This window comes from Paracoccus sanguinis, from assembly GCF_900106665.1.
Taxonomy (GTDB): Bacteria; Pseudomonadota; Alphaproteobacteria; order Rhodobacterales; family Rhodobacteraceae; genus Paracoccus; species Paracoccus panacisoli.
The window spans coordinates 756351-782426 of record NZ_FNNA01000002.1; the positions used below are offsets into that span (position 1 = coordinate 756351).

26 protein-coding genes and 2 pseudogenes are annotated in these 26076 nt (G+C 73.0%); 2 read left to right on the forward strand and 26 right to left on the reverse strand.

The genetic code is table 11. The features are described 5' to 3' along the window. Positions 1–6: 6 nt before the first annotated feature. From BLW17_RS10125 to fsa, 3 genes are read right to left on the reverse strand one after another with little or no spacing between them, the layout of a single operon-like run. Complete coding sequence (locus tag BLW17_RS10125) at positions 7–963, reverse strand: tyrosine recombinase XerC (RefSeq protein WP_052176542.1); 957 nt, start codon at positions 961–963, stop codon at positions 7–9. Continuing rightward, the gene (locus BLW17_RS10130) at positions 960–1730 is read right to left on the reverse strand and encodes a DUF484 family protein (protein ID WP_081969210.1); all 771 of its coding nucleotides are present in this window, start codon (positions 1728–1730) and stop codon (positions 960–962) included. The genes BLW17_RS10125 and BLW17_RS10130 overlap by 4 nt, the downstream gene beginning before the upstream one ends. Then, positions 1727–2383, reverse strand: coding sequence for a fructose-6-phosphate aldolase (gene fsa, locus BLW17_RS10135; RefSeq protein WP_036704902.1), 657 nt, complete (start codon positions 2381–2383; stop codon positions 1727–1729). The genes BLW17_RS10130 and fsa overlap by 4 nt, the downstream gene beginning before the upstream one ends. A 195-nt stretch (positions 2384–2578) precedes the next feature. Between fsa and BLW17_RS10140 the strand changes: the two genes are divergently transcribed. Continuing rightward, the gene (locus BLW17_RS10140; RefSeq protein WP_036704900.1) at positions 2579–3106 is read left to right on the forward strand and encodes a TIGR00645 family protein; all 528 of its coding nucleotides are present in this window, start codon (positions 2579–2581) and stop codon (positions 3104–3106) included. 39 nt (positions 3107–3145) lie between these two features. Here BLW17_RS10140 and folD read toward each other — a convergent pair whose 3' ends face one another. Together folD and BLW17_RS10150 are read right to left on the reverse strand one after the other, a co-directional pair. Continuing rightward, entirely contained in the window at positions 3146–4024 is an 879-nt protein-coding gene (folD, locus tag BLW17_RS10145) for a bifunctional methylenetetrahydrofolate dehydrogenase/methenyltetrahydrofolate cyclohydrolase FolD (RefSeq protein WP_036704899.1), read from the reverse strand. Further along, positions 4014–4328: a chorismate mutase gene (locus BLW17_RS10150; RefSeq protein WP_036735386.1), complete on the reverse strand. Its 315-nt coding sequence runs from the start codon at positions 4326–4328 to the stop codon at positions 4014–4016. Before BLW17_RS10150 ends, folD begins: the two co-directional genes overlap by 11 nt. Before the next feature lie 105 nt (positions 4329–4433). Here BLW17_RS10150 and BLW17_RS10155 point away from each other — a divergent pair, with 105 nt between their 5' ends. Next, positions 4434–4661 (forward strand): hypothetical protein, encoded by a 228-nt coding sequence (locus tag BLW17_RS10155; protein ID WP_036735389.1) that lies wholly within the window; start codon positions 4434–4436, stop codon positions 4659–4661. A 215-nt stretch (positions 4662–4876) separates the two neighbouring features. On the opposite strand, the gene ftsH is transcribed toward BLW17_RS10155, so the two are convergent. The 21 genes and pseudogenes from ftsH to BLW17_RS10260 all read right to left on the reverse strand — a co-directional run bounded on the left by ftsH (position 4877) and on the right by BLW17_RS10260 (position 26037). Beyond that, positions 4877–6763 carry an ATP-dependent zinc metalloprotease FtsH gene (gene ftsH, locus BLW17_RS10160; protein WP_036735391.1) on the reverse strand — a complete coding sequence of 629 codons (1887 nt, stop codon included), beginning with the start codon at positions 6761–6763 and terminating at the stop codon, positions 4877–4879. Positions 6764–6826: 63 nt separating this feature from the next. Next, positions 6827–8110 (reverse strand): tRNA lysidine(34) synthetase TilS, encoded by a 1284-nt coding sequence (gene tilS / locus BLW17_RS10165; protein ID WP_036735393.1) that lies wholly within the window; start codon positions 8108–8110, stop codon positions 6827–6829. Beyond that, positions 8100–9167, reverse strand: a complete 1068-nt coding sequence (locus tag BLW17_RS10170; RefSeq protein WP_036735396.1) for a tol-pal system YbgF family protein — start codon at positions 9165–9167, stop codon at positions 8100–8102. The genes tilS and BLW17_RS10170 overlap by 11 nt, the downstream gene beginning before the upstream one ends. Then, the gene (locus BLW17_RS10175; protein ID WP_036705447.1) at positions 9167–9697 is read right to left on the reverse strand and encodes an OmpA family protein; all 531 of its coding nucleotides are present in this window, start codon (positions 9695–9697) and stop codon (positions 9167–9169) included. The genes BLW17_RS10170 and BLW17_RS10175 overlap by 1 nt, the downstream gene beginning before the upstream one ends. Positions 9698–9750: 53 nt before the next feature. After that, positions 9751–11079, reverse strand: coding sequence for a Tol-Pal system beta propeller repeat protein TolB (tolB, locus tag BLW17_RS10180; protein ID WP_394318420.1), 1329 nt, complete (start codon positions 11077–11079; stop codon positions 9751–9753). A 130-nt stretch (positions 11080–11209) separates the two neighbouring features. After that, positions 11210–12847, reverse strand: a complete 1638-nt coding sequence (locus tag BLW17_RS10185) for a hypothetical protein (protein ID WP_074826536.1) — start codon at positions 12845–12847, stop codon at positions 11210–11212. A gap of 103 nt (positions 12848–12950) precedes the next feature. Continuing rightward, positions 12951–13448, reverse strand: a pseudogene (locus tag BLW17_RS10190) (ExbD/TolR family protein); the annotation flags it as partial. Then, complete coding sequence (tolQ, locus tag BLW17_RS10195; protein WP_036705851.1) at positions 13448–14140, reverse strand: protein TolQ; 693 nt, start codon at positions 14138–14140, stop codon at positions 13448–13450. The pseudogene BLW17_RS10190 and the gene tolQ, both read right to left, overlap by 1 nt. A gap of 154 nt (positions 14141–14294) precedes the next feature. Continuing rightward, positions 14295–14720, reverse strand: a complete 426-nt coding sequence (gene ybgC / locus BLW17_RS10200) for a tol-pal system-associated acyl-CoA thioesterase (protein ID WP_036712860.1) — start codon at positions 14718–14720, stop codon at positions 14295–14297. 129 nt (positions 14721–14849) lie between these two features. Next, positions 14850–15416 (reverse strand): hypothetical protein, encoded by a 567-nt coding sequence (locus BLW17_RS10205; RefSeq protein WP_036736913.1) that lies wholly within the window; start codon positions 15414–15416, stop codon positions 14850–14852. 54 nt (positions 15417–15470) lie between these two features. Continuing rightward, positions 15471–16043 carry a putative glycolipid-binding domain-containing protein gene (locus BLW17_RS10210; RefSeq protein WP_036737018.1) on the reverse strand — a complete coding sequence of 191 codons (573 nt, stop codon included), beginning with the start codon at positions 16041–16043 and terminating at the stop codon, positions 15471–15473. Between the two features lie 20 nt (positions 16044–16063). Next, positions 16064–16693, reverse strand: a complete 630-nt coding sequence (locus tag BLW17_RS10215; protein WP_036705695.1) for a 3-oxoacid CoA-transferase subunit B — start codon at positions 16691–16693, stop codon at positions 16064–16066. Beyond that, positions 16693–17424 (reverse strand): CoA transferase subunit A, encoded by a 732-nt coding sequence (locus tag BLW17_RS10220; RefSeq protein ID WP_036712472.1) that lies wholly within the window; start codon positions 17422–17424, stop codon positions 16693–16695. Before BLW17_RS10220 ends, BLW17_RS10215 begins: the two co-directional genes overlap by 1 nt. A gap of 196 nt (positions 17425–17620) precedes the next feature. Further along, positions 17621–18058 (reverse strand): MliC family protein, encoded by a 438-nt coding sequence (locus BLW17_RS17790; RefSeq protein WP_139305974.1) that lies wholly within the window; start codon positions 18056–18058, stop codon positions 17621–17623. A 316-nt stretch (positions 18059–18374) separates the two neighbouring features. Continuing rightward, positions 18375–21182 (reverse strand): type I DNA topoisomerase, encoded by a 2808-nt coding sequence (topA, locus tag BLW17_RS10230; RefSeq protein ID WP_081969280.1) that lies wholly within the window; start codon positions 21180–21182, stop codon positions 18375–18377. Between the two features lie 178 nt (positions 21183–21360). Then, positions 21361–21750 carry a VOC family protein gene (locus tag BLW17_RS10235; protein WP_211656935.1) on the reverse strand — a complete coding sequence of 130 codons (390 nt, stop codon included), beginning with the start codon at positions 21748–21750 and terminating at the stop codon, positions 21361–21363. After that, entirely contained in the window at positions 21750–22538 is a 789-nt protein-coding gene (locus tag BLW17_RS10240) for a ferredoxin--NADP reductase (protein ID WP_036735996.1), read from the reverse strand. The genes BLW17_RS10235 and BLW17_RS10240 overlap by 1 nt, the downstream gene beginning before the upstream one ends. Positions 22539–22675: 137 nt before the next feature. Then, the gene (locus BLW17_RS18135; RefSeq protein WP_170835606.1) at positions 22676–23143 is read right to left on the reverse strand and encodes a DUF934 domain-containing protein; all 468 of its coding nucleotides are present in this window, start codon (positions 23141–23143) and stop codon (positions 22676–22678) included. Between the two features lie 117 nt (positions 23144–23260). Beyond that, a pseudogene (locus BLW17_RS18140) lies at positions 23261–23986 on the reverse strand (phosphoadenylyl-sulfate reductase); the annotation flags it as partial. Continuing rightward, complete coding sequence (locus BLW17_RS10255) at positions 23979–25661, reverse strand: nitrite/sulfite reductase (protein ID WP_052176589.1); 1683 nt, start codon at positions 25659–25661, stop codon at positions 23979–23981. The gene BLW17_RS10255 and the pseudogene BLW17_RS18140, both read right to left, overlap by 8 nt. Next, entirely contained in the window at positions 25654–26037 is a 384-nt protein-coding gene (locus BLW17_RS10260; protein WP_052176588.1) for a DUF2849 domain-containing protein, read from the reverse strand. Before BLW17_RS10260 ends, BLW17_RS10255 begins: the two co-directional genes overlap by 8 nt. Positions 26038–26076 lie beyond the last annotated feature (39 nt).

The following is a 26076-nucleotide window of genomic DNA, read 5'->3' on the forward strand; positions in this document are numbered from 1 at the left end:
CCCGCCTCAGGCTCGCGGGTGGGCGGCGCGGTGGACGGCCACCAGCCGCGCGTCATCGACGCCGGTATAGACCTGCGTGGTCGAGAGCCGCGCATGGCCCAGAAGCTGCTGGATGGTCCTGAGATCGCCCCCCGCCGCCAGCAGATGGGTGGCAAAGCTGTGCCGCAGCGCGTGCGGCGTCGCCGTCTCGGGCAGGCCCAGCGCCTGCCGCAGCGCCGCCATCGCCCCCTGCACCTGCCCCGGCGCAAGCCGCCCACCGCGGGCACCGCGGAACAGCGGCTCGTCCTTCTGGGGCGCGAAGGGGGCGAGGCGCAGGTATTCGGCCACCGCCGCCCGCGCCGCGGGCAGCACCGGCACCACCCGCTCTTTCCCGCCCTTGCCGCGGACCCGCAGCGCCTCGGCAAACGGCCAGTCCTGCCCGTCGAGCGCCAGCGCCTCGGATATCCGCAGGCCCAGCCCGTAGAGCAGCGTCAGCACCGCCGCATCCCGCGCCGCGATCCACGGCGTCGGGTGCTGCGCGCCGGCGAGGTCCAGCACCGCGCGGGCCTGCGCCGGGGCGATGGGCCGCGGCAGGCTGCGCCGGTAGCGCGGACCGCGGGTCGACAGCGCGCGCGAGGCGTCGAACCCCTCGCGGTCCGACATCCAGCGCAGGAACCCCCGCACAGCCGAGAGCCGGCGGGCGAGGCTGCGGGGCGAGAGGCCGCGGGCGCTCTCGGCGGCGGCAAAGGCGCGCAGGTCGGTCTGGGTCAGGTCGGCAAGCGTCGCGGGCAGCGCCGGGGTGCCGTGATAGCCGCCGAGAAAGGCGAGGAACGCCAGCAGGTCGCCCTGATAGGCGGTGATGGTGTGCGCGGCCCGGCCCCGGGTGCTGCGTTCACCCTCGAGCCAGCGCGCCAGCGCATCGGCCATCGCCGGCGCAAGAGCCAGCGGGGTGAGGGGCGCCGACGGGGCCGGCGCCCGGCTCATTCCCGAAGCCAGCCGATCAGCACCAGCCGAAACACCTGCGCGAAGAACCGCAGCAGGTCGGTGCCTTGCGCCGGCGAGAACCGCGTCGGATCGAGCGAGCCCATGACCAGCAGCGCCGGGCGGCGGCCGGGACCGAGGTCGAGCGGCAAGAGCGCCTCGGACGCGACCTCGGTGCCGTGCACGGCCCGCGTCTCGCCGCTTGCGCGCCGCAGGATGATGTCGTCGCCGCGCGGGGCGCGCCGGCCGGCGGCGATCATCCGCGCCACGCTGCCCTCGGGGGCGACCACCAGCGGGCCGGTGTCGGCGCTGGGGGCGGTGCCCTCGGCCCCCTCCATCACCAGCCGCAGGGTCTCCACCCGCAGGATCGGCGCCACGTCGCTGTCGAGCGTCTCGAGGAACCCCGCGAAGTCCATCGGCTCGATCAGCGCCAGCACCGCGCGGTGGATGACCTGGGTGCCGGACTGGTTCTCGTAGGCGGCCGAGATCACGCTTTCATGGGCGCTCTCGAGCCGGTCGAGCCGATGCTCGAGCGCTTCCATCGCGCGGCCGCGGATGTCGATGACGTTGGCGCCCTGCTCGGCCTCGCGCGCGGCGACGAGCGCGCGCATCAGCTCGCGGTCGGCGAGGATCAGCCCCGGCTCGGCCAGCAGCCGGGCGCGGGTCTCGGGCGAGAGCGCGGCGGCGTCGCCCTCGGCCGGGGCGGCGGCCGCCACCGCGGCCGCGCCCTCGGGCTGGCCCTCGGAATGGCCCTCGGCCTCGCCGGTCATGCGCCGATCTTCTGGCCGGTCTTGGCCCAGTCGGCGTTGAACTGTTCCAGCCCCTTGTCGGTCAGCACGTGGTTCGCCATCGCCTTGATGACCGCGGGCGGGGCGGTGATCACGTCGGCGCCGATGCGTGCACATTCGATGATGTGGTTGACCGAGCGGATCGAGGCGGCGAGCAGGTTCGTCTCGTAGCCGTAGTTGTCATAGATGGTGCGGATGTCGGCGATCAGCTCCATCCCGTCCAGGCCGATGTCGTCCAGCCGGCCGATGAAGGGCGAGATGAACGTGGCCCCCGCCTTGGCCGCGAGGATCGCCTGCGCGGGGGTGAAGCACAGCGTGACGTTGACCATGTGGCCGTCGTCGGTCAGCGCCTTGCAGGCCTTGAGCCCGTCCCAGGTCAGCGGCACCTTGACGGTGACGTTGGGGGCGATCTGGGCGAGGTGCTTGCCCTCGCGGATCATGTCCTCGGCCTTTTCCGAGACGACCTCGGCCGAGACCGGGCCGGGGACGAGATCGCAGATCTCCTTGGTGACCTCGGCGATGTCGCGCCCGGACTTGAGGATCAGCGAGGGGTTCGTGGTGACCCCGTCCACCATCCCCAGCTCGTGCAGCTCGCGGATCGCGGCGATGTCGGCGGTGTCAACGAAAAATCTCATGGCGAGGGGCCTTCTGCGGCGAAAGGGGGCGTCGGCGCGGGTTTATCGCAGAACGGCGGATGCGGAAAGCCCGAAGGGCTGCGGGGGGCGTGGGGCTGCAGAGCGCCAGAGCGGCCGCGCGGCCCCTGCCCCTTGCCCGACGCCCGCCCGCCGGTCTATGCGGCCGCCGATCCAGCCACCCCGACGAGGACCCCGATGGAACAGAAGTTCGAGCGCGCGCTCTTTGCCACCCGCTGGCTGATGGCGCCGATGTATCTCGGGCTGATCGGCGCGCTGGTGATGATGGTGATCGTGTTCCTGCGCCAGGTCGCCTATTACGTGCCGCAGGCCCTGACCATGAGCGCCGAGACGGCGATCCTCGCCTCGCTCTCGCTCATCGACCTGACGCTGGCGGCGAACCTGCTGCTGATCGTGATCTTCTCGGGCTATGAGAACTTCGTCTCCAAGCTCGACCTCGATGCGCAGCACGAGCGGCCGTCGTGGATGGGCACCGTCGATTTCTCGGGGCTGAAGATGAAGCTGATCGCCTCGATCGTGGCGATCTCGGCCATCGACCTGCTCAAGCGGTTCATGGAGCTCGGGCGCCCCGGCATCACCCCGCTGGGCGACCGCGAGCTGCGCTGGCTGGTCATCATCCACGTGGTGTTCGTGGTCTCGGGGCTGCTGATGGCGGCGATGGACTGGCTGATCGCCCGCAGCGGGAAGAAATACGGCGGGGCGTGAGGCGCGCGGGCGCAGAGGCGCCCACGCTGGTAACGCGCCTCAGGGCGTGAGCCCCTGCGGGTCGGGCAGGCCGTGGACCCGCGCCGTCGCGGTCAGCGTGTTGGCCAGCAGGCAGGCGATGGTCATCGGCCCGACCCCGCCCGGCACCGGGGTAATCGCGCCGGCAACCGCGCGGGCGCTCTCGAAATCGACGTCGCCCACCAGCCCGTCCTCGGTCCGGTTGATCCCCACGTCGATCACCGTCGCGCCGGGCTTCAGCCAGTCGCCCTGCACGAAGCGGGGACGGCCCACGGCGGCCACGACGATCTCGGCCCGCCGGCAGAGGTCGGGCAGGTCGCGGGTGCGCGAATGGGCCACCGTCACCGTGGCGCTGTCGGCGGTGAGCAGCTGCGCCATCGGCTTGCCGACGATGTTCGACCGCCCGATCACCAGCGCGTCGCGGCCCGCAAGCGACCCGAGCCGGTCGCGCAGCAGCATCAGGCACCCCAGCGGCGTGCAGGGCACCATTGCCTTCTGCCCCGTCGCCAGACGCCCGGCGTTGAGCACCGTGAAGCCGTCCACGTCCTTCTCGGGCGCGATGGCGTTGATCACCGCGGCCTCGTCCATGTGCTTCGGCAGCGGCAACTGCACGAGGATGCCGTTGACCGCCGGGTCGTCGTTCAGCCGCGCGATCAGCGCCAGCAGATCAGCCTCGGACGTGTCGGTGGGCAGGCGGTGGGCGAAGCCTTCCATCCCCACCTCGGCGGTGGCCTTGCCCTTGGCGCGGACGTAGAGACCGGACGCCGGGTCGTCGCCGACCAGCACCACGGCGAGGCCGGGGGTGATGCCGTGCGCGGCCTTCATCGCCGCCACCTCGGCCGCGATGCGGGCGCGCAGCCCGGCGGCGAAGGCCTTTCCGTCGATCAGCTCAGCGGTCATCGGTTTCCCCCAGCGCGCGCGCCTCTTGCGCGATGAAATGCTCCATCATGACCCGCCACAGCGCCTCGGCCAGGTCCGGGTCGACGCCCTCGGCCGCGGCGTTGCGGCGGGCGTTGGCGGCGACCTCCTCGACCCGCGCGCCGATGCGGGCGGGCAGGCCGGCGGCGGCCTTGATCTCGGCCGCGCGGTCGATCAGCCGGGCGCGGCGGCCGAGCAGCGCGGCCATCTCGCGGTCGAGCGCGTCGATGGCGGCGCGCAGCGCATCCATGTCGGGCAGCGAGGCGGGATCGGGCCGGTCGGTCATGGCGGGGTCATTGCCCCGCGGCGGGCGGCTGTGCAAGGGGGCGCGGGTGGCGGCTTGACCCCGCCCACCCCCGTGGCGGAGCCTTGCCCTGATGCCGGAGGTCCGATGACACCCTATGCCGATCCGCACGGCCCCTCGGGAGTCGCGGCCTACACGCTCGGCCCCGCGCACATCGACGTGCGGTTCAAGAGCGGGGCGGTTTACCGCTATACGGTGCTGTCGGTGGGTCAGGCCAACTTCGACCACATGGCGCGCCTCGCCCGCGCCGGCGCGGGGCTTTCGACCTTCATCAGCCGGGTGGTCCACGACCGTTACGCGGAGCGCCTCGCCTGACGCGGTGCGAGGTGGCGAGGGGGCGCGCAGCGCCTCGCCTATGAATCGGGCGTTACCGCATCCCGTGGCGCCAGGCCCCTGACCCACGACCGGGCACCGAGTGGCGCACCGCCGGACAGCAACCGGCGCTCAACTTGAATGGGGAGCCCGCCCCCGCGCCACCACAGCAAAAAGCCCCGGCGCGAACCGGGGCTTTTCTAAACCTCTCACAAAGCTCAGGCCGTCGGCACCGGCGCCTGTCCCGCCGGGGGCACCCGCGGGATCGCCGGGACCGAGGGGATCGCCGAGGGCGGGGTGTCATCGTCGCCGCCCAGCGCCTCACCGCGGATGACCTTGCCGATCTCCTCGCCGGTGAGGGTCTCGTATTCCAGCAGACCCTTGGCCAGCCGCTCGAACTGCTCTTCCTTCTCGATGAGGATGCGGCGGGCCTCCTGATAGCCCTCCTCGATCAGCTCGCGGACCTCTTCCTCGATCATCTCCTTGGTCTTGGCCGAGACCGAGAAGCCGCCGGTGTTGCCCGAGTAGCCCTCGTGCGCCTCGGCATAGTCCACCGCGCCGACCTTGTCGGACATCCCCCAGCGCATGACCATCGCGCGGGCCAGCGCCGACGCCTGCTGGATGTCGCCGGCCGGGCCGTTCGAGACGCCCTCTTCGCCATACTTGATGATCTCGGCCGCCTTGCCGGCCATCGTCATGGTGATCTTCTGCTTGGCCTCGTCCTTGTGATAGTTCAGCCGGTCCATCTCGGGCAGGCTGACCACCATCCCCAGCGCGCCGCCACGCGGGATGATCGTGGCCTTGTAGACCGGGTCGCACTTGGGCAGCGACAGCCCGACGATGGCGTGGCCGGCCTCGTGATAGGCGGTCTTTTCCTTCTGCTCGGGCGTCAGCACCATCGAGCGGCGCTCGACGCCGAGCATCACCTTGTCCTTGGCGTTCTCGAAATCCTCCATCGTGACGAAGCGCCGTCCGATGCGCGCGGCCATCAGCGCCGCCTCGTTCACGAGGTTCATCAGGTCGGCGCCCGAGAAGCCCGGCGTGCCCCGCGCGATCAGGCGCAGGTCGACGTCCGGCCCCTGCGGCACCTTGCGGGCGTGGACGTTGAGGATCTTCTCGCGGCCCTTGATGTCGGGGTTCGGCACGTGGATCTGCCGGTCGAAGCGGCCGGGACGCAGCAGCGCCGGGTCGAGCACGTCCTTGCGGTTCGTGGCGGCGATGATGATGATCCCCTCGTTCGCCTCGAACCCGTCCATCTCGACCAGAAGCTGGTTCAGCGTCTGCTCGCGCTCGTCGTTGCCGCCGCCGATGCCGACGCCGCGGGCGCGGCCGACCGCGTCGATCTCGTCGATGAAGACGATGCAGGGGGCGGATTTCTTGGCCTGCTCGAACATGTCGCGGACCCGGCTGGCGCCGACGCCCACGAACATCTCGACGAAGTCCGAACCCGAGATGGTGAAGAACGGCACCCCCGCCTCACCCGCGATGGCGCGGGCGAGCAGGGTCTTACCCGTCCCCGGAGGGCCGACCAGCAGCGCGCCTTTGGGGATCTTGCCGCCGAGGCGCGAGAACTTCTGCGGGTTGCGCAGGAACTCGACGATCTCCTCCAGCTCCTCCTTCGCCTCGTCGATGCCGGCCACGTCGTCGAAGGTCACCCGGCCGTGCTTTTCGGTCAGCAGCTTCGCCTTGGACTTGCCGAAGCCCATCGCCCCGCCTTTGCCGCCGCCCTGCATCCGGTTCATCATGAAGATCCAGACGCCGATCAGCAGGATGAAGGGCAGCCACACGCCCAGAAGCGACATGAAGCCGGACTGCTGCTGGCGCTCGACCCGCACGTCCACGTCATTGGCGATCAGCTTGTCGGCGATGTCCTCGCCCATCGGGCGCACGGTGACGTACTGGCGATTGTCCTTGCCGGTGGCGATCACCTGCTCGCCGTCGATGGTGGCGGCGACCACCTGGTCGTTCTCGACGCGCTTGAGGAACTCGGAATAGCTGATCTGGGTGCTGTTCATCTGCGCGCTGCCACCGCCGAAGGCGTTGAACAGGGCCAGGATCATCAGGAACAGGACCACCCAGAAGGCGATGTTGCGCGCATTGCCCAAGGGCATATCCTCCGCGGGGGGAAAGCAGGTTTCGGCTGAAAATAGGCGCTCGGGCGCGAGGGTTCAATGCGCCCGCAGGATGGCGAGCCAATCGGCGCGCCCGCGCAGCGGTGTGGCGGTCACCCCGGCGCCCGGATCGAGCAGCGGCAGCAGGGTGCGCCCGCCCGCCTCGACGGCCGGGGCCGCGAGCAACGCGACGCGCGGCAGGCCCGCCCCGCGCCAGTCGCGGGCGGCCAGCGCGGCGGGGGGCGTGGCGGTGACGCGGGCGCCCGGCGGCAGCCCCAGAAGGCGCCAGCGGTCGTCCCAAATGGCCGAGCCGTCCGCCCCGGCCTCGGCCGCGGGCGCGCGGGCCGCGGCGGCGGGCTCGCGCAGCAGGGCTACCCCGTCCGCGCGGGGGCGGGCGATGACCCCGGCGAGCGTCGCGGGGGCGCCCGCCGCCAGCGCCGCCAGCAGCCGCGACAGATCGTCGCCCCGGGGGGCATAGTCGGCCCCGGTGACCCAGCGCAGCCCGGCGGCGATCAGCCGGCGGCGCGTCTCGGCCGGTTGGGCCAGCACCGCGGTCGGCAGCAGCAGCATCCCGCGGTCTGCCTCTACCCCCGCGGCCACGGTGGCGGCGTGATCGGCGAGCGCCGCCCGCGCCTCGGAAAGCCACGCGGCCGAACGCGCCAGCCCCGGCACCGGCAGGTCGAGCGCGGCAATCGCCTGCCGCACCCGCACCCGGTCGAAGCCCGGGTCGTCGTTGGTGGGATCGTCGCTCCACCCCAGGCCGCGGGCGGTCAGCCAGTCGCGCAGCGCCGCCCGCCGGACCCCCAGCATCGGGCGCAGCCACAGCGTCCCGCCCTGTTGCCGCGCGGCGGCCATGCCCGAGAGCCCGTCGAGCCCCGCCCCGCGCCCGAGCCGCATCACCAGCGTCTCGGCCTGATCGTCCATCGTGTGGCCCAGCGCCACCGCGCCCAGCTCCGCCCCGTCGGCCCAGTCCGCGAGCAGCCGCAGCCGCGCCGCCCGCGCCGCCGCCATCAGGTTGCCCGCCGGCGCCCGCCCCCCGTGGTCCCAGACGAGCACCCGGTGCGGCACCCCCAGCGCGGCACAGGCGCGGGCGACGGCGGCGGCCTCGTCGCCCGAACCGGGGCGCAGGCGGTGGTCGACGGTTGCCACGGCCAGCCGGACGCCACGGGCCTGCGCCCACGGCGCGGCGATGTGCAGGAGTGCGGTGGAATCGCTGCCGCCCGAGACCGCCAGCCCCAGCGCGGGCAGCGCCCCAGCGAGGCGGTCGAGCTCGGCGCGGACGGCCTCCTCCGGGTCGGCGGGCCCGAGCGGGTCCGTCCCCCCCGCGGGGTCAGCCGCCATCGGCGAGGTCGGCTGCAGCCTCGGGGTCGGCGCTGGCCTCGGGGTCGGCACCGGGATCGGCGGCGGGGTCTGCGGCGGGTTCTGCGTCGGCGCCCGGGGGCACCGCGGCAGGCTCGCCCTGCATCGCCGCGGCGCAGTTGGCGGCGGTGCTGCGGCGCTCGGCCTCGTCGGCCTGCGGGGTGCCGGCGAAGCGGGTGGTCAGCTCGGTCAGATAGACGCAGCCGGCGCTCGGCGCCTTGCCGACGGCCGCCACGCGGGACAGGCCTAGCAGCGCGTCGGCCGCGCGCGGCCCGGTCGGCGCGGCGGCGAAGGCCGACAGCCACGCGGCCGTCGCCCCCTTGGCGTCGCCCGCGCTGTCGAGCGCCGCGCCGCGCAGGAACTGCGCCTCGGCGGCGGCGGGGCTGTCGGCATGGGTGCGGGCGAAGGCGGCGAAAAGCTCGGCGGCGCGGGGGAAATCCCCCTGCTGCATCGCCGCGCTCGCGGCCTCGAAGCTGCGCCGTTCCGCGGCCGTCAGCGGCACGGCGGCAGAGGGCGTGACCGGATCGGCCCCGGCGGGGTGCCCCGTCGCGGGCCCGGGCGCGGCCACGGGGCCGCCCACGACCCCGCCCACGACTCCGCCCGTCCCCGCCGACTGGTCGCCCAGCGTCGGCGTGGTCAGCGCGCCGAGGTCGCAGCCGTCCTCCATCTCGCAGAGGCGGAATTCGATGTCGCCGATCCGGTTGGTGCCGTCGCGCACCACCTGGTCGATGCGCTTGCGCAGCCGCTCGGCCTCGCCGGTGAGGCGGGCGAGGTCACGCTCCATCGCGTTCATCCGGTCGATGGCGCTGTCGCCGCCCGCGGCCTGAAAGCCGGCCGCGCCCGAGGCGTTCAGCTCGGCCCTGAGCGCCTTCAGCTCGGCGGCCAGCGCCTTGAGGTCGGCGCGAAGGTCGGCGAGCGTCCGCCCGTCAGCCGCCGGAGCCGCGGTTGCGGGCGCAGGCGTTGCGGGGACCGCCGTCTGCGCCGCCGCAGGCCACGCGAGTGCCGACAGCACCGCGGACAGGACCAGCGCGCGGCGCATCAGACGCCGGCGCCGGGCGAGACGATGGTGACGGCGCGGCGGTTCTTGACCTGGCATTCGGGGGTCGAGCAGACCTCGACCGGCCGTTCCTTGCCGTAGGAGCTGGTGCGGATGCGCCCGGCCTCGACCCCTTGCGAGACGAGGTATTCCTGCACCGCCCCGGCCCGGCGGGCGCCGAGCGCGAGGTTGTATTCGCGGGTGCCCTTCTCGTCCGAATGCCCCTCGACCACGGTCGAGAAGCTGCCGTTCTGCTTGAGCCACGCGGCCTGCCGCACCAGCGTCGCGCGGGCGGTGCCGTCAAGCGTGGCGTCGTTCTCGGGGAACATCACCGTGTCGCCGGCGGTGCGGATGAAATCCGCCGCGGTCGCGGTGCCGGGCAGGTTGCCGCCCCGCACCTCGCCGGTGTAGCGGGCGGGGCCGCCGGCGGTGCCGGCGTAGGGGTCGGCGACGACCACCGGCGCGGGCGGCTGGGCGCAGGCCCCGAGCAATGCCAGCGCCGCGGCCGCAGCCCCGATCCGAAACCCGTTCATCATCTCACCCACGCCCCTCTGCGGTCGCCGCGGCCCGTCGCCCGACCGATTGTTCATGGCAGCAGCGGCCCCCAGTCGGGGTCCGACGCCGCGCCTTCGATATCCAGCGGGCGCATGTTGCGCCCCGTCACGTCCACGGAATGCAGCCTCGACACCCCGTCCCCGCCCGGAGTCTGCCGCGTGAACATCACCACGCGGCCATTGGGGGCCCAAGTCGGGCCCTCGTCAAGGAACGATTCAGTCAGCATTTTCTCTTCCGTGCCATCCGGGCGCATCACCCCGATGTGGAAATTGTCGCCGTTCTGGTTGGTAAAGGCGATGAGATCGCCCTTGGGCGACCACGCAGGCGTGCCATAGCTGCCCTCGCCAAAGCTGATCCGCTGCGGCTCGCCCGACCCGTCGGCGGGCATGACATAGATCTGCTGGGCGCCCGACTGGTCGCTTTCGAAGACGATCTGGCGGCCGTCCGGGCTGAAGCTCGGCGAGGTCTCGATCGCCTGCGTCTCGACCATCGGCCGCTCGGCGCCGGTCGCCACGTCCATCTGCCACAGGTCAGTGTTGCCGCCCTTCTCGCGCGAATAGACGATCCAGCGCCCGTCGGGCGAGAAGGCCGGGGCAAAGCTCATCGTCCCCGCCTCCATCTTCAGCGGCCGGGACTGGACGGTGGCCACGTCCATCAGCATGATCTGCGGCATCCCGCTGGAAAAGCTGGTGTAGAGCAGCCGCTCGCCATCCGGCGAGAAGCGGGGCGAGACGACCAGATCGGCGTCGTCGGTCACCCAGATCGGGTTGGCGCCGTCGTAATCCATGATCCCAATGCGCTTGAGGCGCGCGTCCTTGGGCCCGGTCTCGGACACGAAGGCCACGCGGCTGTCGAAATAGGCGGTCTCGCCGGTGATCCGCGCATAGATCTGGTCGGCGACCTTGTGGGCCACGCGCCGCCAGCCCGCGCGGGGGGCGTCGAACTGCAACCCGTCGCCGAGCGGCTGGCCCGAGAACACGTCGTAGAGCTTGAACTTCACCGTCACGTTGTCGCCGTCGAGCGCCACCGCCCCGGTCACCAGCGCCTCGGCGTTGACCGCGCGCCAGTCGGGATAGGCCACCGGCGCCTCGAACCCCTCGGGGCGGGCCACCTGCGCGTCCTCGGGGATCTCGCGGAAGAGGTCGGTGCCGGTCAGGTCGGCCGTCACCACCCGCTGGATGTCGGCGGCGAGCGTCCCCGCCCCGCCCTCGTCGAAGAACGGCACCACGGCGATCGGCATCGGCTCGACCTGGCCGCCGGTGATCTCGATCCTGAGCGGGCCCTGGTCCTCGTCGGCAGCGAGCCCCGCGGCGGGCACCGCATCCTGCGCCAGCGCGGGGGTGAGCGGCGGCAGCGCCATGAGCGCGGCGAGGGCCACGGACAGGACGGGCAGGCGCGGGGTCATCTGGGCGAGGGTCATGATGCGCGTCTCCTTAATCTCGTTTGCGGCCCGGCGCCATGCGGGGCGGGCTGTGCTTTCGGCCATGCGGTCAGCGGATCCGCGCCCCGCCCTGGGGGCGGAACTCGATGATGATCTCGCGCCAGCGGGTGTATTTCTCGGCCGGCAGGCGATAGCCGTCCTGCTGCAGCGCGCAGCGCAGGATCGCCCGGCGCGCCGCCTCGAACGCCTGCGCGGCGGCCGCGTCCGAGCCGCCCTCGGCGCCGACCAGCCGCACCGTCTCGGCATCGGGCATCCCGGCGGGCGTCATCTCGAAGGCGACCGTCACCGCCGTCCGCTGCGCGTCGCGCGACAGCGAGCCGATGTTCCAGCAGGCCTCGATCTGCATCCTGAGCCCGTCCTTTTCCCCGCGCGAGAGGGGCGGGCCGGCGCTCGCCCGCCCGCCGCCGCCATCCGAGCCGGCGCCGGGCGGGGTCGGGCCCAGCGCCTCCTCGAGCGCCTGGGTGAGGGCGTCGGGCTCGTCCGGGGCGATGCGGGGGGCCTCGGCCTCCTCGCGGGCCTGCGCCTCGGCGCGGGCGCGCTCGGCCTCGGCCGCCTGCGCGAGCGCGGCGGCGGCCGCGGCGGCGGCGGCCTCCTCCTCGGCGCGGCGGCGCTCTTGCTCGGCGCGACGCTGTTCTTCGGCCTCGGCGGCGCGGCGGGCCTCTTCGGCGGCGCGGGCCTCGGCCTGGCGCTCGGCTTCGGCCTGGCGCTCGGCTTCCTGCCGTTCGGCCTCGGCCTGGCGCTCGGCTTCCGCCTGCCGTTCCGCGTCCAGCGCGGCCTGGCGCTCGGCTTCCTCGCGGGCGCGGGCCTCGGCCTCGGCGCGCTCGGCCGCCTCGGCCTCGGCGGCGGCGGCCGCGGCGGCGCGTTCGGCCTCGGCGCGGGCGGCGGCCTCGGCGGCAAGGCGCTGCGCCTCGGCCTGGGCGGCGGCCTCGGCCGCGGCCTTTGCGGCTTCCCGCTCCGCCGCCTGCGCGGCAGCCTGCCTTGCGGCGGCCTCGGCCGCTGCCTGCTCGGCCGCCGCCTGCCGCGCCGCTTCAGCGGCGGCCTCGGCCGCGGCGCGCTCGGCCAGACGCTGCCGCGCCGCGGCCACGTCGAAGGGGGCGCGCGAGCTGGTCAGCGCCGGGGGCGGCGGCGGCACGTCGGGGATGTCGGGCGCGCTCGGCGGCGGCTGCTCGAGCGTCGGGGCGGCGCCGGTCGGGCGCGGCTGCGCCAGCCCCGCGACCACGGCGCCCAAGGGCGAGGCCTCGGTCTCGGTCGAGGGCTGCTGCGGCGAGGGCGCCACCGTCGCCACCGCGACCGGCGTCTGCGGCACCTGCAGGTCCGAGAGATTCGGCGCCGCCTCGCCCGACACCTCGGGCGCGGGCAGCGCGGTCGGATCAGCGTTCGGCGCGGGCGGTGACATGGCGACCGGGCCGCCGGCCACGACCTCGGCCGAGGGCGGGCGCGGCTGGGCGGGGGTGGCGCTGGCGGTGTCGCCCACCGGGCCCGCGCCGCGGCTGGCCGCGGCCATCGCCTCGAACTCGACCGAGCTCATCGTCTCGACCGGGGCCATGCGGATCGCCGGGGCCTGCGGGGCGCGGAACAGCGCGCCCCCCAGCGCCACCGAGGCGATCAGCCCGGCGTGCGCGACGCCCGAGATCCAGGCGCCGATCCGGCGCTCGCGCGCCTCGGTCGGGGGGAAGGGATCAGCCATTCCCCGGGGCGCCCGGCTGGGGCTGGACGGCGGGAGGCGTGGCGGAAGGGGCGGCGGGCTGGGCTGCGGGCTGGGCGGCAGGGACGGCTGCGGGCTGGACGGCCCCCGGCGCACCGGCGTCCATCGTCGGCCCGCCCGCATCCGTCACCAGCACGATGTCGTGGTAGCCGGCGGCGTTCAGCGCCCCCATCACCTGCATCACCCGCGCGTAAGCCACCGCCCCGTCCGCGCGCAGATAGATCCGTGGCGAGGCGCGCTCGGCCGCCACCGCGCGCAGGCGGGTGACGAACTCGTCCTCGGGAACCGTCGTGGTCATCAGCACCAGCGGGCCATCGGCGGGGATCGAGACGGTCAGCGGCTCTTCCGGCTCGGCCCGCACCGCCTCGGCGGCGGTCTGCGGCAGTTGCAGCGGCACGCCCACAGTCAGAAGCGGCGCGGCGACCATGAAGATGATCAGCAGCACCAGCATCACGTCCACGAAGGGGGTGACGTTGATCTCGGCCATCGGCGCGCTGCGGCGCCGCCCGCGGCGGCCCGATTGCGCGGCGCCGGCAAGGGCCGTCTTGCGGCTTCCCTTGCCGGGCAGGGGTCCGGCGCCCATCAGCTGTCCTCGATCTGGCGCGAGAGGATGGTCGAGAACTCGTCGGCAAACGCCTCGTGCGCGCCGGTGATGCGGTCGGCGTCGGTGGCGAGCTTGTTGTAGAACACCACCGCCGGGATCGCGGCGAGCAGGCCCAGCGCAGTCGCTACCAGCGCCTCGGCGATGCCGGGGGCGACCACGGCCAGGCTGGTGTTCTGGCTGAGCGCGATCCCCTCGAACGCGGTCTTGATCCCCCAGACGGTGCCGAAGAGCCCGATGAACGGCGCGGTCGAGCCTACCGTGGCAAGGAACGGCAACCCGCGGGTCAGGCGGTCGTTCTCGCGGTTGATGGCGACCGACATGGCCCGGTCGATGCGCGACGAGGCGCCGGGGATCAGCGCCCCGTCATCCTTCTGCGAGCGCCGCCACTCGGTCATGCCGGCGGTGAACACCCGCTCGGCGGCGCCGCGGGCGCGGCCGTTCATGCGGTCGAAGATGTCGTCGAGCGGCTCGCCCGACCAGAAGCGGCGGTCGAAGCCCGCGGTGTCGCGGCGGGTCGCGGTCTGCACCAGCAGCTTCTGGATGATGATCGTCCAGGACCAGACCGAGGCCAGCACCAGCAGCACCATGACGATCTTGACCGTCAGCGTGGCGCGCAGGAACAGCGCGATCAGCGAGAAATCGGTGGGCGCGCCGAGAGCGACGGTGTCCATGCGGTCTGTCCCCTTGCCATGGGCCGGGCGGTCGGATGACCGCGCGATGGGCGGCGTTTTGCCGCAAGAGGGTCGCGGAAGGCCAGCCTTGGCGCAACACAGTTGCGTGCGGGGGACGCCGCGTCGGCGGCACACCGCTGCCGCGGGGCGCCCCTCAGACCCCCAGCGCCGCGGCGACGGCGGCGGGCGGGCGCTGCGGGCGCATGACCGACAAATCCACGCAGACCAGCGTCACGCGGGCAGTGAACAGCACCGTGCCGTCACGCTCGACCGACTGGTCGAGCAGCATCCGCGGCCCGTCCAGCCCCACCGGCCGGGTGACGACCTCGAGCAGGTCGTCGAAGCGGCCGGGGCGCAGATAGTCGGCCTCGACCCGGCGGACGACGAAGCCCAGCCCGTGCTCGGCATAAAGCCGGCTCTGGTCCACGCCCGCCGCGCGCAGCCACTCGCTGCGGCCCCGCTCGATGAACTTGAGGTAGTTGGCGTAATAGACCACCTGCCCGAGGTCGGTGTCCTCGTAATAGACGCGGACGGAAAGGCGATGGGCCGAGGGGGTCGTGGTGGGGGTCGTGTCGGACATGACCCGCCCTAAACCACGCCCCACGTGGGGTGGCAAGCACCCGCCCCTCCCCTCGGGCTGGACCCAAATATCCCCGCCGGAGGCAGCCGACCTGACCACCCGCGCAGCCGCCGCCCGAACGCGCCGCGCCTACATCCGCGCCGCGAGCCGCAGCGCGTGCGCCGGGTCCGTCGCCGCCAGCGGCAGAAGCGGGTCGTAGGCCGCCCGGATCAGCGCCGCGAGGTCGGGCGTGGGGGTGACGTGGGCCGCAAAGCTCAGCAGGGCGTTGACCGCCACGTCCTCGGCCAGCGCCGCGGGATGGGCGCCCGCCAGCGCCCCGCCGAGGCGCAGGAAGCTCAGGCAGGCGCGGATGCCGCCGTCCGCGTCGAAGCGCAGCAGGCGGTAGCGGTCGGCGCCCCCCTCGGCCAGCCGCGCGGGCAGCCCGGCCCGCCCGGTCAGCCGGTCGAGGTCGGGAAGCTCGGCCAGCTCCGCCCACTCGCGCACGGCAAAGACCATGAGGTTGGCGCCCATCTCGGGGTCGGTCTCGGCCATCGGGTGCCGCGCATGGGCCAGTGCCGCCGCCATCGCGGCGCGGAACACCGTCAGCGAGGCATCGTCCAGCCCGAACACCACCGGCGCCACCGGCCGCCCCCACCGGGCGCACAGGAACTTGCCGTCCGCGCCGGTGAAGAGCGCCGCGATCTCGTCGGCCGTCATCGCGCCCTGCCCCCTCACGCGCCCCGCCCCCTCACGCGCCCTGCCTCGCAGCCGTCACGCCCCCGGCTCCGGCAGGCGGCGGAAGTAGCCCGGGTAGTCGCGCACCATCCCGTCCGCGTCGACGGGCAGCTCGGCGGTGAAGTGGCGGAACAGCCCCTCGTAGCGATAGCGGCCCTCGTCGAGGCAGGTGTAGCGCTGCGCCGCGCGGGTGGGGGCGAAGGCGCCCTCGATCTGGCAGGGCAGCGGGACATAGGCCACGGCGATCTCGGCCGACTGTCGGGCGGCGAGGCCGAGGCGCCGGATCGGCAGCGCGTTGGTGGCGGGCGTCACCCCGATGTCGACGTCAAGGCAGCCGTCGAGCGCCGGGATCGCCGCCCCGGTCAGGGCGTCGATCCAGGCCCCCTGCCCGTCCGCCCGCAGCTTCAGCGCCGGGCCGCCGGTATAGCAGAGCCAGACCTCGCGGGTGGCGCCCGCGGCATCCGTGCGGACCCGGTAATGCGCGCCGTAGAGGCTGCCGCGCTGTCCCGCCACCACCCCGTCGAGCGTCAGCCCGTCCGGCCCGGTAGTGACGTCGCAATGGTCGAGCCCCTGCCCGTCCCAGCCGGTCCAGCGCAGTTGCCGCCGCATGAGCCGCCCCTCCCAGCCGCTTACGAGACGATGGTCGCCTCGGTCGCGGCGCGCAGCTCGGCCTCGGTCACGCCGTCGGCGCATTCGACGATCCTGAGCCCGCCCGGCACCACGTCGAGCACGCCGAGGTTGGTGATGATCCGGTCCACCACGCCCTTGCCGGTCAGCGGCAGGGTGCAGGCGCGCAGCACCTTGGATTCGCCCGCCTTGTTGGTGTGGTCCATCACCACCACCACGCGGCCGACGCCGGCGACGAGGTCCATCGCCCCGCCCATGCCCTTGACCAGCTTGCCGGGGATCATCCAGTTGGCGAGGTCGCCGTTCTCGGCCACCTCCATCGCGCCGAGGATGGCCATGGCGATCTTGCCGCCGCGGATCATCGCGAAGCTCTGGGCGCTGTCGAAATAGGCCGAGTGCGGCAGTTCGGTGATGGTCTGCTTGCCGGCGTTGATGAGGTCGGCGTCCTCCTCGCCCTCGTAGGGGAAGGGGCCCATGCCGAGCATCCCGTTCTCGGACTGCAGCGTGACGTGCACCCCCTCGGGGATGTAGTTCGACACCAGCGTCGGGATGCCGATCCCGAGGTTGACGTACCAGCCGTCCTGCAGCTCCTGCGCGGCCCGCGCCGCCATCTGGTTGCGGTCCCAGGCCATCAGGCGTTCCCCCCGTTCGTCGCCGCCGCGGCCTCGGGCCGCTTCCTCACCGTGCGCTGTTCGATGCGTTTCTCGTGCTGGCCCTGGATCAGCCGGTGGACGTAGATCCCCGGCAGGTGGACGTGATCGGGGTCGAGCGAACCGGCGGGCACGATCTCCTCGACCTCGACCACGCAGATGCGGCCGCAGGTCGCCGCCGGCACGTTGAAGTTCCGCGCCGTCTTGCGGAACACGAGGTTGCCGGTCTCGTCGGCCTTCCAAGCCTTGACGATCGAGAGGTCCGTGACGATCCCGCGCTCGAGGATGTAGTCCTCGCCGTCGAAATTCTTGACCTCTTTGCCCTCGGCGATGACCGTCCCCACCCCGGTCTTGGTGTAGAAGCCGGGGATGCCGGCGCCGCCGGCGCGCATCCGCTCGGCCAGCGTGCCCTGCGGGTTGAACTCGAGTTCCAGCTCGCCCGAGAGATACTGGCGCATGAACTCGGCGTTCTCGCCCACGTACGAGGACTGCATCTTGGCGATCTGCTTGCTGTCGAGCAGGATGCCGAGGCCGAACCCGTCCACGCCGCAGTTGTTCGACGCGATGGTGAGGTTCTTCACCCCCGCCTTGTGGATCGCGGCAATCAGCAGCTCGGGGATGCCGCAGAGGCCGAAGCCGCCCGCGGCGATGGACATCCCGTCCTTGAGCACCCCCTCGAGTGCTGCGTCGGCGTTGTCGTAGATCTTCTGCATGGCCCCCCGCCTGTCCCCAAATCCCGGTCACGCCCGGTTCTGCACGGGGGGAAAGGGCGTGTCAACGCAGCGTCACTTAGGCGATGGGGGGCGAGGGGGCGCGCACGTCGGGGGCACCCTGCGGGTCGGGCGGTGGCCCGGGCAGGCGCGCCCCGCCGCGGCGTCGGGCGGCGGGGCGGATGGTGCGGCGGGGGCCTCAGTTCGAGGCGGTGCAGTCCTCGAGCACCCGCTCTTCCTTGCCGTTGGTCGTGGCGTAGAGATCGGCCGAGTCGCCCTTGGTCACCAGCTCGTAGGTGTAGTCGGGGTTGATGGCGGTGTAGCGCGCGCCCGACGCCGAGACGGCGATCTGCATCGGGATCAGCTCGTCCTGCTGGAGGATGGTGGCGAAGCTCGACCCGCCGGCGGTGTTCACGAACACCGCGTGCAGGATCTTGTTGCCGGCGCAGGCGTAGCTGACCGCCTCGATGCTGTCGCCCGGCGCCGGTTCGGTCGAGGGCGGGGTGGTGGCAGCCGGGGCGGCCGCCGCGGCGGGGGCGGCAGGCGCGGCGGCGGGCGCGGCTTTGGGCGCAGGGGTTTCGGCCAGCGCAGGCGCGGCGGCGCAGAGCGCGGCGAGGATCAGGGCAGAAGTCCGCATGTGATATCCCTTTCAGGGTTGCGCGTTCCCCTTGAGGGGTAGGCCGAGCCACCGCCACGGACAACCCGCCCGGCGGCACGATGGCGTGAGGCGCCCGCCACGGACAACCCGCCCGGCGGCACGATGGCGTGAGGCGCCCGCCGCGCGCAGCCCCGACCGGCGCGCGGGTGGCGCGGGCAGGAGCCTCCGGCGGGGATATTTGGGTCCAGCCCGAGGCGGGCGCGGCGCGCCGTCCCGGCGGGGCGGGTTGGCGGGCGCCTTGGGGGATGTCAGGCCGTGGGAGGGGGCGCGGGGCGCCCCGCTCGGGGATCGGCGGTCAGTCGGCGGGGTCGGCGGGTTTGGCCGCCTTGGGCTTGGCGGCGGGCTTGGCCTTGGTCGCGGATTTGGCGGCGGGCTTCTTCGCCGCGGCCTTGACCGGCGCCGCATCCTCTGCGGCATCCGACGTGGCCGCCGCCTTGCCGGCCGCCGGCTTCTTCGCGGCGGCCTTGGCCGTCCCGGCTTTCGCCGTGGTCTTCTTGGCCGCAGGCTTCTTCGCCGCACCAGCCTTCGTTGTGCTGGCCTTCGCCGCCGGCTTCTTCGCCGCCGCCTTGCGCGGCGCCTTGCCGCCCTTCGCCGCCTTCGCCGCGATCAGCTCCAGCGCCGCCTCGAGCGTCACCGCCTCGGGCGCCATGTCGCGCGGCAGGGTGGCGTTGACCTTGCCCCACTTGACGTAAGGCCCGAACCGGCCATTCAGCACCTGCACCGGCCCGCCGTCCGGGTGCTCGCCCAGTTCCGCCAGCGGCGCCGCCGCCGGCGCCCGCCCGCGCGAGGCCTTCTGCGCCAGCACCTCGACCGCGCGGTTCATGCCGATGGTGAACACCTCGTCCACCTCGGGCAGGTTGGCGTATTTCGACCCGTGCTTGACGAACGGCCCGTATCGCCCGATCCCGGCCTCGACCACCACCCCGTCCTCGGGGTGCGGGCCGATCTCGCGCGGCAGGTCCAGCAGCATCAGCGCCCGCTCGAGGTCGACGCCCGCCGCCTCCCACCCCTTGGGGATCGAGGCGCGCGGCGGCTTCGGCACCTCGGCCGTCGCCTCGCCGCGCTGGACGTAAGGTCCGAAGCGGCCGTTCCGCAGGCTGATCTCGCGGCCCTCGGGATCGGTGCCCAGCACCGCGTCGCCCAGCGCCTCGCCCTCGGGGCCCGACAGCGGCCGGGTGTAGCGGCACTCGGGGTAGTTCGAGCAGCCGATGAACGCCCCGCCCGAGCGCGCCGTCTTGAGGTTCAGCCGCCCGCGGTGGCAGAGCGGACATTCGCGCGGATCGCCCCCGTCCGCCCGCGGCGGGTAGAGATGCGGCGCCAAGGCCTCGTCGATCGCCGTCAGCACCTCGGAGATGCGCAGCTCGCTCGTCCCCGCCAGCGCCGCGGTGAAGTCGCGCCAGAACCGCCGCAGCACCTCGCGGTACTCGCGCGAGCCGGACGAGATGTCGTCGAGCTCGCCCTCCATGTCGGCGGTGAAGTCGTATGAGACGTAGCGCGGGAAGTACTTGGTCAGGAAGATGGTGACGAGCCGCCCCTTATCCTCGGGGATCAGCCGGTTCTTGTCCTTGCGCACATAGTCGCGGTCCTGGATCGTGGTGACGATCGAGGCATAGGTCGAGGGCCGGCCGATGCCGAGCTCCTCCATCCGCTTGACCAGCGTCGCCTCGGTATAGCGCGGCGGGGGCTGGGTGAAATGCTGGCGGCCCAGCACGGCGCGGGCGGCGTCGGCGACCAGCCCCTCGGACCCGGCGTCGAGCTCCCCCGCGAAGCCGCCCGCGACCTTGGCCGCGGGCTCGCCCTGGGCAATCTGCGGCAGGCGGGCGCTGTCCTCGCCGTCCTCGCCGTCGTCGTGGCCCTGGTCATAGACCCGAAGGAACCCGTCGAAGAGCATCACCTGACCGGTCGCGCGCAGCCCCACCTGGCCGTCGGCCGAGCCGATCTCGACGGTGGTGCGCTCCATCCGCGCGGCCTCCATCTGACTCGCCAGCGTGCGCTTCCAGATCAGGTCGTAAAGGCGCTTCTGCTCGGGCTCGGCCGACAGCTTGTCGGGCGAGCGCATCATGTCGGTCGGACGGATGCACTCATGCGCCTCTTGCGCGTTCTTGGCCTTGTTCTTGTACATCCGCGGCGAGGCCGGCAGGTAGTCCGCCCCGAACCGCGCCTTGATCGCATCGCGGGCGGCCATCACCGCCTCGGGCGCCATGTCGATCCCGTCGGTCCGCATGTAGGTGATGTAGCCCGCCTCATAGAGCCGCTGGGCCGCGCCCATGCAGGCCTTGGCGCCCATGCCGAGCTTGCGCGACGCCTCTTGCTGCAGGGTCGAGGTCATGAACGGCGGCCACGGGTTGCGGCTCGCGGGTTTCGAGGCGACCGAGGTCACGGTCAGGTCGCGGCTTTCCACCGCGGCCACCGCAAGCGCGGCGCGTTCGGCGTCGGCGAGGTCGAACCGCTCGAGCTTCTTGCCGGCGTAGCTGACCAGTTGCGCCTGATAGGGCGCCCCCGAGGGCGTGGCGAGCGCGGCGTGGACGGACCAGTATTCGCGGGCCCGGAACGCCTCGATCTCCATCTCGCGGTCGACGATGATGCGCAGCGCCACCGACTGCACCCGCCCCGCCGAGCGCGAGCCGGGCAGCTTGCGCCACAGCACCGGCGAGAGGTTGAAGCCGACGAGGTAATCCAGCGCCCGGCGGGCCAGATAGGCGTCGACCAGCGGCTGGTCGATCTCGCGCGGGTGGGCCATCGCCTCGGTCACGGCGCTCTTGGTGATGGCGTTGAAGGTGACGCGGCTCACCTGCGCCTTCTTCAGCGACGACGCCAGCGCCTCCTTGAGGTGCCACGAGATCGCCTCGCCCTCGCGGTCGGGGTCGGTGGCGAGGATCAGGTTCGGGTCGCGGGCGAGCGCATCCTTGATCGCCTTGACGTGCTTCTTCGAGTCCGCCGCGACCTCCCACGTCATGGCGAAATCGGCGTCGGTATCGACCGAGCCGTCCTTGGGCGGCAGGTCGCGGACGTGACCGAACGAGGCCAGGACGGTGTAGTCGTCGCCCAGATACTTGTTGATCGTCTTGGCCTTGGCGGGGGATTCGACGACGACGACGGGCATGGGGCTCTCCGGGGGACGATTCGGGCGGGGAACATGGGCACCCCGGCGGGGGGTGTCAACGCCGGCCCCTGCGGCGGCCTTGGAGCCAGAGGCGGGTGGGGCGCACCTTTCTGGCGCAAGGACCCGCGGGGGAGTCTCTGGCCGGAGACGGGGGCGGCGGCCGCCGGCGGGCCGCGGATCAGGGCGCGGCGGGGACGCTCAGCTCGACCAGATTGCCGTCGGGATCACGCAGATAGACCGAGGTCAGCGGCCCCTGCGCCCCGGTCCGCGGCACCGGCCCGAGTTCGACGGCCAGCCCGGCTGCGGCGAGATGCGCGGAGAGGTCCGCCACGTCGCCCTCGACCAGAAAACACAGGTCGGCGCTGCCGGGGCGGGGGTGGGCGGCATGGGGGGCGATCTCGGCGCCGGCCTGATGCAGGTTGATCTTCTGGCCCCCGAAGGCCAGCGCCACCCGCCCCTCGCCGAAGCGGACCCGCGTCATCCCGAGCGCCTCATAGAACGCAACCGTGGCCTCGATGTCGGTCACGGTCAGCACCAGGTGGTCGAGCGCCCGCACCCGCAGGGGCATCAGATCCCGTCGCCGACGAAGGCCTTTTCGACCACGAACTCCTTGGGGTCGCTGTTGGCGCCCTCGCGCAGCCCGAAGCCTTCCAGCACCGCCTTGACGTCGACGTTGAAGGCGAGGCTGCCGCAGACCATCGCCCGGTCCTCGGCCGGGTTCATCGCCGGCAGGCCGAGGTCGGCGAAGACCTTGCCCGAGGTCAGGTTGTCGGTGATCCGGCCCATCCGCGCGGTCGCCTCGCGGGTGGTCGTCGGGTAATAGATCAGCCGCTTGTCGAAATCGGCGCCGAACACCTCGGTCAGCAGCTCGTCGCCATGCAGGTTCGCCACCAGCTCGCGGCCATAATCCAGCTCGGCCGCCTCGCGGCAGGTGTGCATCATGATGACCTGCTCGTAGCGCTCGAACGTCTCGGGGTCGCGCATGAGCGAGGCGAAGGGCGCGATGCCGGTGCCGGTGGCGAGGAACCATAGCCGCTTGCCGGGCAGCAGCGCGTCGAGCACCAGCGTGCCCACCGGCTTCGGCCGCAGGATGATCTGGTCGCCCTCGCGGATGTGCTGCAGCCGCGAGGTCAGCGGCCCGTCCGGCACCTTGATCGAGTAGAACTCGAGCTCTTCGTCCCAGTTGGGCGAGGCGATGGAGTAGGCCCGCAGGATCGGCTTGCCGTTGTCGTCGGGCAGGCCGATCATCACGAACTCGCCCGAGCGGAAGCGCAGGCTGGCCGGCCGCGTGACCCGGAACGAGAACAGCCGGTCGGTCCAGTGGTGCACCGCCGTCACCGTCTGCGCATCGGGCATCAGCGCCGCGGTCGAGGCGGGCTTGGCCGCGGGGGCAGCTTGCCCAACGGTCGGGTTCGAGGCGGTGTCATCGGCCACGGGGAAATCCAGCGTCATATCAGTGTCCCGGAATATCTAGTGCAAAGCGGCCCGGGCTTCTAGCCCGCGAGCCGCGACCTGTGGTCCCAGTCGCGCCAGTCGGCGCGGGCGAGCCACTGCGGGGCCGGCTGACGGCGCGAGAGCGCGGCCGGGATCTCGACCTCGTCGAAGCCCACGCGGCGGGCCATCGCATACTGGTCGGCGATCAGCCCGCCGGTGGCGCGCAGCCGCCCGGCATAGCCCAGCTCGCGCAGGATACGGGCGAGCGAGAAGCCGCGCCCGTCAGTCATCGCCGGAAACTCCACCGCGATCAGCGCCGCGCCGAGATGCTGGCCGAGGCTCGCCGGATCGGTGTCGGGCGGCAGGCTGACGTCCGGCGTGCCCTCGACGGGGTGGAAGCCGTCGTCGCGCACCAGCACCGGGGCGTCGGCCGCCTCGGCGCCGGGCAGGGTCACGATGGTGGCCGAGGACGCCGGCAGGGGCGCCACGGGGTCGGCGTCGGCACGGGGGCGCGGGGTCGGGGTCATCGTCGGGGCCTCGGGCTGGGTCGGGACGGAATCGGTGGGAACGGGGCTGATCGCGGCGGCGGGCACGGGCTCGGGGGCGGGTGCGGGCTCGGGCACCGCATCAGGCACCGCCTCGGGCGCCAGCGGCCCGCGGACGATCTTGCCGCCGATGAAGTGGATGCCGCACTCGGTCTTGGCCGAGCCGCGCCAGCGCCCGGCGCGCGGGTCCTCGCCCGGCTTCACCGGCGAGGTGCAGGGCGCGCAGCCGATCGAGGGGTAGCCGCGCGCCACCAGCGGGTGCCGGGGCAGCGCGTTCTCGTCCATGTACTCGACCACGTCCTGCGCCCGCCAGTGCGCCAGCGGATTGACCCGCAGCCGCGAGGGCGCCTCGGGCTCGAAGAACTCGAGCTCGACCCGCTGCCCGCCCTGAAAGCGCTTGCGCCCCGTGATCCAGCCGTCGAACCCCGCCAGCGCACGCTCGAGCGGCACCACCTTGCGGGCGTTGCAGCAGGCGTCGGTGTCGCGCTGGTTCAGCGTGCCGCCGGGGTCGGCGGCGGCGATCTCGTCGTCCGAGGCGCGGATCACCCGGATGTCCGTCAGCGGCAGCCGCGCGGCGATCTCGCGCTGATAGGCGAGCGTCTCGGGGAACAGCATCCCGGTGTCCACGAACAGCACCGGCGTATCGGGCGCCGCGACCGACAGCATGTGCAGCAGCACCACCGACTCGGCGCCGAATGACGACACCAGCGCCACCCGGCCGAGGTCGGGGTCGGCCAGCGCATGGCGCAGCACCGACACCGCCGCGTGGTTGCGGTAGCGGTCGTTGAGCGCCCGCGCCCGGTCCTCGAGCGTCAGGTCAAGCATGGGCGGCCTCGGGGTAGAGCGCGGCCTTGAAGGGCGCGGGCCCCAGCCGGCGCAGCGCGTCGATGAACCGCTCGTCCGGCGTCTCGCGCACGGCGAGATAGGCGTCGAGCAGCCGCCCGATGGCGGGCACCACCTGGTCGTAGGGGAAGCCCGCCCCGGCGCGCTCGCCGATCGCAGGCGCATCGTAGCCGTCGCCGCCGAGCGTGATCTGGTAGTTCTCGACCCCCGCGCGATCCAGCCCGAGGATGCCGACGTGGCCCAGGTGGTGATGCCCGCAGGCGTTGATGCAGCCCGAGATGCGCAGGTCGAAGGCCCCGATCTCGTCGTCGAGGTCGCGGGCGCGGACATAGGCCGCGATCTCCTGCGCGACGGGGATCGAGCGGGCGGTGGCCAGGGTGCAGAAATCCATCCCCGGGCAGGCCACGATGTCGGTGATCCGCCCCGCGTTGGCGGTGGCAAGCCCCGCCGCCCGCAGCCCCGCGTAAAGCGCGGGCAGCGCGTCGAGCGGGACGTGCGGCAGCACCACATTCTGGTCATGCGCGATCCGCAGGTCGCCGTAGCCGTGCCGCTCGGCCAAGTCGGCGAGGGTGCGCATCTGCTCCGAGGTCGCGTCGCCCGGCGTGGCGCCGGCGGCCTTGAGCGTCACGGTGACGCTCGCATGGCCCGGCACCCGGTGGGGCGACAGGTTGGTGTCGGTGAAGGACCGGAACGCCGGGTCGGCGGCGCGCGCGGCCTCATACCCCGCAGCGTCCACCTCGCGGAAGGCGGGCGGGGCGAAGCGGGCGCGCAGGCTCTCGAGCAGCGCCGTGTCCACGCCGCGGAAGACGGCGCGGCGGCGGGCGAACTCGGCCTCGATCTCGGCGCGCATCACGTCCAGCCCGCGCTCGGCCACGGTAATCTTGATCCGCGCCTTGTACTTGTTGTCGCGCCGGCCGCTCAGGTTGTAGGCGGCGAGGATCGCCTCGACGTAGGGCAGCAGGTCCGCGGCGGGCAGGAAGTCGCGCACCACCTGCCCCAGCATCGGCGTCCGGCCAAGGCCGCCACCGATCCACACCTCGAAGCCCAGCGCCCCGTCCTGCCGCTTGAGCCGCAGGCCGATGTCATGGGCCGGGATCACCGCCCGGTCCTTCGCCCCGCCCGAGACGGCGATCTTGAACTTGCGCGGCAGGAACTGAAACTCGGCGTGGTCGGTGGACCAGACGCGCAGCAGCTCGGCCCAGGGGCGCGGATCGTCGGCCTCATCGGCGGCGGCGCCCGCGAAGGCGTCGGTCGTCACGTTGCGGATCGTGTTGCCCGAGGTCTGGATCGCGTGCAGCCCCACATCCGCCAGCGCGTCGAGGATGTCGGGGATGTCCACCAGCGCCGGCCAGTTGAACTGGATGTTCTGGCGGGTGGTGAAATGCCCGTAGCCGCGGTCCCAGCGGTCGGCGATAGCCGCGAGCCCGCGCATCTGGTCGGGCGAGATGGTCCCGTAGGGGATCGCCACCCGCAGCATGTAGGCGTGCAGCTGCAGGTAGACGCCGTTCATCAGCCGCAGCGGCCGGAACTCGTCCTCGGTCAGGCTGCCGTCGAGCCGCCGCGCCACCTGCGCGCGGAACTGGGCCGCGCGATGGCGCAGGTAGGCCTGCCCGTCGGTATCCTGGCGGGCGGTGTCGTGGGGGGCTGCGTCAAACATGGGCGGCCTCGGCGGTCAGGGGGGCGGTCAGGGGGGCGGTCAAGGGGTCGGCGGAGTTGGCGGCGGCCTGCGCGGCGCGGGCGGCGGGCTCGGTCGTCGGGCCGCTGTGGCGGAAGGCCTCGCGGAAATGGGCGGGCGCGGCACGGCCGTCGGCGGTGCGGTTCGCCTCGATCAGATAGGGGCCGACGACGACGTGGCCCTGGGCCTGCGCCTCGAGCAGCGCGAACTCGGCCAGCCCCGCGTCCTCATAGAGCGTCGCCGCGCGCGGGTCGGTGGTCCAGCCACCCGCCCCCATCCACACGCAGCGCCCGTCGCGCAGCGTGTTGGCAGTCAGCACCGCGGGCGTGGCGGGCGAGGGGGTGAAGCTCTTGGACATCGTCAGACCCTTTCGGCAATGACCAGATAATAGGAAAAT

Bases quoted from the DNA above. Each gene is read 5' to 3' on its own strand.
- BLW17_RS10125 (WP_052176542.1), bottom strand. From the start codon at position 963: ATGAGCCGGGCGCCGGCCCCGTCGGCGCCCCTCACCCCGCTGGCTCTT.
- BLW17_RS10130 (WP_081969210.1), bottom strand. From the start codon at position 1,730: ATGACCGGCGAGGCCGAGGGCCATTCCGAGGGCCAGCCCGAGGGCGCG.
- fsa (WP_036704902.1), bottom strand. From the start codon at position 2,383: ATGAGATTTTTCGTTGACACCGCCGACATCGCCGCGATCCGCGAGCTG.
- BLW17_RS10140 (WP_036704900.1), top strand. From the start codon at position 2,579: ATGGAACAGAAGTTCGAGCGCGCGCTCTTTGCCACCCGCTGGCTGATG.
- folD (WP_036704899.1), bottom strand. From the start codon at position 4,024: ATGACCGCTGAGCTGATCGACGGAAAGGCCTTCGCCGCCGGGCTGCGC.
- BLW17_RS10150 (WP_036735386.1), bottom strand. From the start codon at position 4,328: ATGACCGACCGGCCCGATCCCGCCTCGCTGCCCGACATGGATGCGCTG.
- BLW17_RS10155 (WP_036735389.1), top strand. From the start codon at position 4,434: ATGACACCCTATGCCGATCCGCACGGCCCCTCGGGAGTCGCGGCCTAC.
- tilS (WP_036735393.1), bottom strand. From the start codon at position 8,110: ATGGCGGCTGACCCCGCGGGGGGGACGGACCCGCTCGGGCCCGCCGAC.
- BLW17_RS10170 (WP_036735396.1), bottom strand. From the start codon at position 9,167: ATGCGCCGCGCGCTGGTCCTGTCCGCGGTGCTGTCGGCACTCGCGTGG.
- BLW17_RS10175 (WP_036705447.1), bottom strand. From the start codon at position 9,697: ATGAACGGGTTTCGGATCGGGGCTGCGGCCGCGGCGCTGGCATTGCTC.
- tolB (WP_394318420.1), bottom strand. From the start codon at position 11,079: ATGGCGCTGCCGCCGCTCACCCCCGCGCTGGCGCAGGATGCGGTGCCC.
- BLW17_RS10185 (WP_074826536.1), bottom strand. From the start codon at position 12,847: ATGGCTGATCCCTTCCCCCCGACCGAGGCGCGCGAGCGCCGGATCGGC.
- tolQ (WP_036705851.1), bottom strand. From the start codon at position 14,140: ATGGACACCGTCGCTCTCGGCGCGCCCACCGATTTCTCGCTGATCGCG.
- ybgC (WP_036712860.1), bottom strand. From the start codon at position 14,720: ATGTCCGACACGACCCCCACCACGACCCCCTCGGCCCATCGCCTTTCC.
- BLW17_RS10205 (WP_036736913.1), bottom strand. From the start codon at position 15,416: ATGACGGCCGACGAGATCGCGGCGCTCTTCACCGGCGCGGACGGCAAG.
- BLW17_RS10210 (WP_036737018.1), bottom strand. From the start codon at position 16,043: ATGCGGCGGCAACTGCGCTGGACCGGCTGGGACGGGCAGGGGCTCGAC.
- BLW17_RS10215 (WP_036705695.1), bottom strand. From the start codon at position 16,693: ATGGCCTGGGACCGCAACCAGATGGCGGCGCGGGCCGCGCAGGAGCTG.
- BLW17_RS10220 (WP_036712472.1), bottom strand. From the start codon at position 17,424: ATGCAGAAGATCTACGACAACGCCGACGCAGCACTCGAGGGGGTGCTC.
- BLW17_RS17790 (WP_139305974.1), bottom strand. From the start codon at position 18,058: ATGCGGACTTCTGCCCTGATCCTCGCCGCGCTCTGCGCCGCCGCGCCT.
- topA (WP_081969280.1), bottom strand. From the start codon at position 21,182: ATGCCCGTCGTCGTCGTCGAATCCCCCGCCAAGGCCAAGACGATCAAC.
- BLW17_RS10235 (WP_211656935.1), bottom strand. From the start codon at position 21,750: ATGCCCCTGCGGGTGCGGGCGCTCGACCACCTGGTGCTGACCGTGACC.
- BLW17_RS10240 (WP_036735996.1), bottom strand. From the start codon at position 22,538: ATGCCCGATGCGCAGACGGTGACGGCGGTGCACCACTGGACCGACCGG.
- BLW17_RS18135 (WP_170835606.1), bottom strand. From the start codon at position 23,143: ATGACCCCGACCCCGCGCCCCCGTGCCGACGCCGACCCCGTGGCGCCC.
- BLW17_RS10255 (WP_052176589.1), bottom strand. From the start codon at position 25,661: ATGTTTGACGCAGCCCCCCACGACACCGCCCGCCAGGATACCGACGGG.
- BLW17_RS10260 (WP_052176588.1), bottom strand. From the start codon at position 26,037: ATGTCCAAGAGCTTCACCCCCTCGCCCGCCACGCCCGCGGTGCTGACT.